The organism is Candidatus Hadarchaeales archaeon (assembly GCA_038823825.1).
GTDB lineage: Archaea > Hadarchaeota > Hadarchaeia > Hadarchaeales > Hadarchaeaceae > JAVZGN01.
On the sequence record JAWBCC010000009.1, the window covers coordinates 1 to 5,261 of the forward strand.

Here is a 5,261-nt window from a genome sequence, read left to right on the forward strand (position 1 = left end):
TGACGCCGGGAACGGGGATCACCCGGACAGACCCCGGATCAGCCGAGCGAGAGCCTCGGGATCGTAGCGGCCGCTGATCCGCATCCGATGACCGCCCGCGACGTCGATCTCGATCGTCCCACTCGGTTCTCGAGCATCGCCCGGCGAAGGAGCGCCGTCGCAAACCGGGGGATCGACGATCTCGACCGGCAGGAAGCAGGGATCCGCCGTCGGGACGGTATCCGGGTCCGGCGCGAACCGAGGGTCACGCAGCCATTTGAAGATGACGTTCGCATTCAGCGCGTAGCGCCGCGCCACCTGCGCCACGGAAACACCGGGCGCCGTCGTCTGGAGACAGATCGACCGCTGCTCCTCCACGGTCCAGAGCCGCTTCGTTCGACGCGCCATCGGAAGGCCCAGGCCCATAGTGTCCGCTATCCAAAGCGGACACTATCCGACGCTCCCCAGTCCCGGCAGGGCGGCGACCCCGGACGCTTACGATCCACACGCCTGGCTCGCCGACACGCTGGCCCGCATCCCGGACTACAAGGTTACCAAGCTCGACGAGCTGCTGCCCTGGCGCCGGAGCCGGTAGCGGTCAGACCGGACGCTTACCCGGAGGGCGGCGCTTAAGCGTTTGATAACGCGTGTAGATTTGGTTGCGGGGGTAGGATTTGAACCTACGACCTTCAGGTTATGAGCCTCGACCCGCGGAAAGCCACTTCTCTCTGGATTTCATGCAGTTACGAGGATAACCCCTTGACCTGCAATTTACTTTCCGCCGCATTGATCCGCAGAAAACCGCAAGCAGCGGCGCAGCTCGGAGAACCAACCCGATACCCCGGTTGACCTATTGTTGACCTGGTATCTCGCCGCCATGAAGGCGCCGCTCGGCATCACGTCCACCCCGTCCGCATCAACACCCCAAAATCACGGCGAGAGAGAACTTCAGTACAGTCACGCCAATCCTTGTCCGACGGTTCGGCGGTTGCCCGGTAACGGAGATCGAACCCGGTCGCCTCGCGCTGAGCGCTGATGTATTCGTCCATCTTCTGCCCAAGCGTCTCAATATCGTCGATCCACTCGTCCTTTATCGTGTCTGGTAATGAGCCGAATAGGTTGTATCGGTCGCGCATTCGTTCCGACAGCCGTTCGTAGACCTTTTCGTCTACTGTTTGCTCGTTAACTAGATTCAGCATGTCGACCTTCTCACGAGCCTGGCCGAACCGCTTGATGCGCCCGATGCGCTGCTCTAGCCGCGTTGGGTTCCAGGGCAGGTCGATATTGATCAGTGTCCCGAGGGTCTGAAGGTTTAGCCCTTCGCAGGCGGCATCCGTCGCCGCCATGATCTTGATCTCGTGTTCGGCGACCATCTTTTTCAGCGTCTCACGCTCGATGCTGACGCTCTCGCCCTTTTGGTAGAGCCGGCTGCGTGACGCCCCGGCATAGAGGCCGATCGCCTGTTCGGGAAACCTCACAGCCAAGGAGTCGGCGACCCATTTTGCTGTGTCGTAGTATTGACTGAAGATGATCGCTCCATGATCGCGCCATTTTTCGCGCTCAAGGAAGTGGATGGTGGCCTGAAGCTTTGGATCGACCTCAATCCGCTCCAAGCGTCCGATCAGCTGTTCGAGGACGGCTCTCTCTTCGGTGCTTTCGACGGCAAGCTCGATCTCCTGGTCTTCCGTTTCTTCCTGCACTGTGCGTCCCGCGAGAAGCGTTCTGGCAGTACTTAGGCCCGCCGCGATACTCGAGCATATCCGCTGCTCCATGAGATTCTTCATAAAGCCGCTGCCTTTCCCCCGCTTCGAGATCGCCTTGCCGAAGGCGCGGGCCTCGCGATAGGCCTCCCGAAAATCGTCACTGGTCCGAAGAGCTTTGCCCTCGAACAGCGCGTCAAATCGCTGTGTGTCCCGGATGAACTGGCGATCGGGGTGGAGATCGACCCCGATCTTCGGAAGGAGGCCCGCTTCTTCGAGATCGACCCGTTTGCGCAGCACAATATGACGAATGAAGGGGTTTTCGCGCTGGAAGAATGTCGCCCCGGAAATCTCGCGTTCAAGCTCCTCTTCGAGGATCTCGCGTGTATCATCAGAAAGCTGCGTAAGTGAGGCGCTGCATTCCGTCTGCCGATCGGGCAAGGCAAGGTCTTGGCGGATCGCGCTGATGAGACGTCTTGCTCGCGGTTCGTTGGTCGAATTGACCAGTGGGAGCGGTGACCGCAGCAGTTCCCATGCTAACTCCGCTTCCGCGACGTCGCTCTGGCCCGAGATAATGGGCAAAACCGCCTGTGGCTTGTGCCAGCGCGCGTAATCATTGCCGAGGACAAAGCGACCCTTGCCTCGATGAAGAATGCGCATCAGGTCCCATAGGTCTTCGGACCGTGTCTGGATCGGAGTGGCGGTTCCAAGAAGCACGTGATCGCTTCGCTCGGCGATTGCTTGCGCAAATGCCAGAAGCTCGTTGGGAGTGCCGGCATTGCTTCCAAAGCCTTGGCGGCTGCGTGCCTTGTGGGCCTCATCGAGGATCACCAATCCGAAGCGGAGCCCCATTAGGTGCTGCTTCTCAGGGCTGTCCCGCATCATCAGGCCGGTCGAGACGATCCCAATCCTTAAGGGGCAGCGCGCGATCTGCTCCCGTCCAACCGGGGAGATCGCGCGATCTTCAGGATCGAGCCAGACCTTCTTTTGAGTTTCCCAGCGAGCGCAGGGAATTCCCAGCTTGTCGATCATCTCGGTCTGCCATTGCTCACACAGCGTCGCGGGAGCGAAGATGACGACTGGCCTCTGCCCTCCCGTCTCCTGAACTTGAAGAAGGCAAAGTGCCAACGCTGCAGTGCCGAGCGAAAGCGTTTTTCCGAGCCCCACCTCGTCCGCCAGGAGAAGGCGGACGATCCCATGATTTTCGTGATGACGAATGCACTCAGTCAGAAAACTCTGTTGCCAGGGCTGAAGCGAGAAGCCCTCGCGATAGAGCGGTGACTCGATCAGCGCGGCTGGCGCGAGGTCCTCTGGATCCTCGATCTCGTCGAACAACACCTCGCGGCGATAGCCCCGTCGGCGAACTTCGCGAATAACAGCGCGCGGCAACTCCTTTGCTGCCCGCCAAAGGAATTCGAACTCTTCCTCGATCCACGCCACGCCTTCTGGCGAAGAGTCCTCCCAGAGAATTTCATAGTGCCGCTGCCAGCCACTGCGCGTCTCGTTCATGGAACCGATGAAGCCAAGCTTGCGTCCGTCAGCGCACTCGATCACGCCGGCCTTGCCGTGCAGGAAGCCGCAGATATCATCGGGGGCGACCCGGACTGCCTGGCCGTGCTTTTGAAGAAAGGCGTCCAGGCGGCGATAGCGTTCGCGGTTCAGCAGTGCTTCGGCCTCCGGGGAGCGCTCGTTCCAGCGCCCGATCATTTTGGCCTCGCGCAGCTGGGCGACTTTCAGATCATCCGGGTGGATATCGACATTGCAGACGATCTTCACCTCGGGGATCTCGTCCAGCAGTTCGCCAGCCACCTCGAACAGCGAACTAGTGAAGTAGCCGGCAATGCGCTTGTAGCTCCGGGCACCTTTCAGGTGCTCCAGAAGGACCGTCTGATCGAGCCGTTGCTTGCGCGAAGAGAAGCGGCGGATGGTCAATCGATCAGTGCCCCTCGCCTCGTCACTGCCCGAAAACGCGCAGGTTCTTCATGCGACCGCCGAGAACCTCCGCTGCATCGCGCACTTCCTTCTCGGGAGCCTTGCGCTCGATGAAACCCAGCATGTCAATCAGTAGCCGGCGTGCTTACATGAAATCGGGCAGGTCTTCTTGAATCTGGCCAATCACAACCTGTGGCTCGACTTCCTCTAGCAGCTGTTTCAGCCCGATGATAATCCGGCCGAGCCATGTCGACCCGATCTCGGTGCTGTCGGTCAGATCGCGGGACGCGAACTCCGTCACGCGCTTCAGGCCGGCGCTGTTTGCAGCCATGTTCCCCATGATCCGAGCGTAGTCGCCCACTCGGAATGCTTTGGCGAAGTTCTGGTAGTTATCGAGCTTGCTGGCCCCGGTCGTCTCCATATCCATCATGCGGAAGTAGAAGCGCTGGACGCCTGATAGCCGAGCCCAGGTTTCTGCATTGAGACCCTCTGGCACCAAAAGGCTGTTCGCCGCTTCGGCCGCTTGCTGGACGATCTCGTCCACAACCGTCACCTCACCCCGCCGGCGCGGGCGCAGCGCGAACGTTGTCACGTCTTCGCCGCCGATATGGGTGTAGGCGGTCAGCACCTTCAGCGCTGCCGCATAGCCCGCCATCTGAAGGTCGGAGTCGTTGAAGACCGGCTCGCCCAGCTTGTCCTTCACCTCCTCGTTGAGGTGCATCATGCTTTCGATCTGGCGCTCGACCTCGCTCCGAACCGCCGGCAAGATGCGTTGCTTGAAGCCGGTCCGCTCGCCTGCGGCGCGCTTCTTCAACATCAGGGTTACAGTGCCCTGCACGTAACCGCCTTTCTTCAGCTCGGAGGTTGTTTCGGTCGCGATGTACCACGCGACGACCACCTGAAGACCCGCGGCCCAGAAAATGCCCACCATGTCGGACCAAACCCCTGTGTCCTGGTGGGTGAACATCACGCATTGCAAGCCGTTATCGGGCATGTGCTCGGCCATCGCCCGATAGGCGCTGACCATGCCACGGCGGAAGTCGTCACCTGAACCCTTGATCGCTAGCGCCCGCCGCGAGTCCCACGTCCAATCGCTGAATTCCTTGGGAAGGTTCCGGCGAAGCCAGGCGATGAAGAATTCCGTGATCTCATGATACATAACGGCATCAGCGTACGGCGGATCGGTGACAAAGATATCCGATCTCTCTGGACTATCGGCAGACCTCGTAGTCACCGTCGCGCTCAGATGTGACAGATCACTGTATCGGGCGGACCCAAGGCCCCATTGTGATAACAAGAAGAAGCTGCTCCGAGTCCCGTAGTTAAGAAATGTGTCGAGGGCCTGGTTATAAAAAAGATTCTCTGGTTTATCCCAGCCGGTGTGCCAGTGACACCCCCGATTATTCCAATCCAATGTCTTTGCAGCAAACAACGCCATTTCTGCCGGGCAATCTGACGACAAAGCTTGCTCGAGGATGATCTTCTGAACCAGCAACTGCCGCGGATTGAAAAAATGATGCCAATGGGTCCAACCGCGTGTCCGGATTGGCTCATCGGTCTTATCCCCGGGCTCAATCTCCATATCGGGAACCAGACCGAGCCCTTGCCACAGTTCCAGGTTGTCCGCCACTATCTGTTGAACAAGTTTCT

3 protein-coding genes and 1 pseudogene are annotated in these 5,261 nt (G+C 59.6%); 1 reads left to right on the forward strand and 3 read right to left on the reverse strand.

Annotation, left to right across the window (positions count from 1 at the left end):
* Positions 1-18: 18 nt before the first annotated feature.
* The gene (locus QXF64_05525) at positions 19-387 is read right to left on the reverse strand and encodes a transposase (protein ID MEM1689933.1); all 369 of its coding nucleotides are present in this window, start codon (positions 385-387) and stop codon (positions 19-21) included.
* A 91-nt stretch (positions 388-478) separates the two neighbouring features.
* Between QXF64_05525 and QXF64_05530 the strand changes: the two are divergent.
* Positions 479-574: pseudogene (locus QXF64_05530) on the forward strand (transposase domain-containing protein).
* Positions 575-875: 301 nt separating this feature from the next.
* On the opposite strand, the gene QXF64_05535 reads toward QXF64_05530, so the two are convergent.
* Both QXF64_05535 and QXF64_05540 read right to left on the reverse strand, forming a co-directional pair.
* On the reverse strand, positions 876-3,611 hold the full coding sequence (locus QXF64_05535; GenBank protein MEM1689934.1) for a phospholipase D-like domain-containing anti-phage protein: 2,736 nt from the start codon (positions 3,609-3,611) through the stop codon (positions 876-878).
* Between the two features lie 145 nt (positions 3,612-3,756).
* Positions 3,757-5,261: hypothetical protein (locus QXF64_05540; GenBank protein MEM1689935.1), on the reverse strand; the 1,505-nt coding region annotated here is incomplete at its 5' end.

Bases quoted from the DNA above. Each gene is read 5' to 3' on its own strand.
- QXF64_05525 (MEM1689933.1), bottom strand. From the start codon at position 387: ATGGCGCGTCGAACGAAGCGGCTCTGGACCGTGGAGGAGCAGCGGTCG.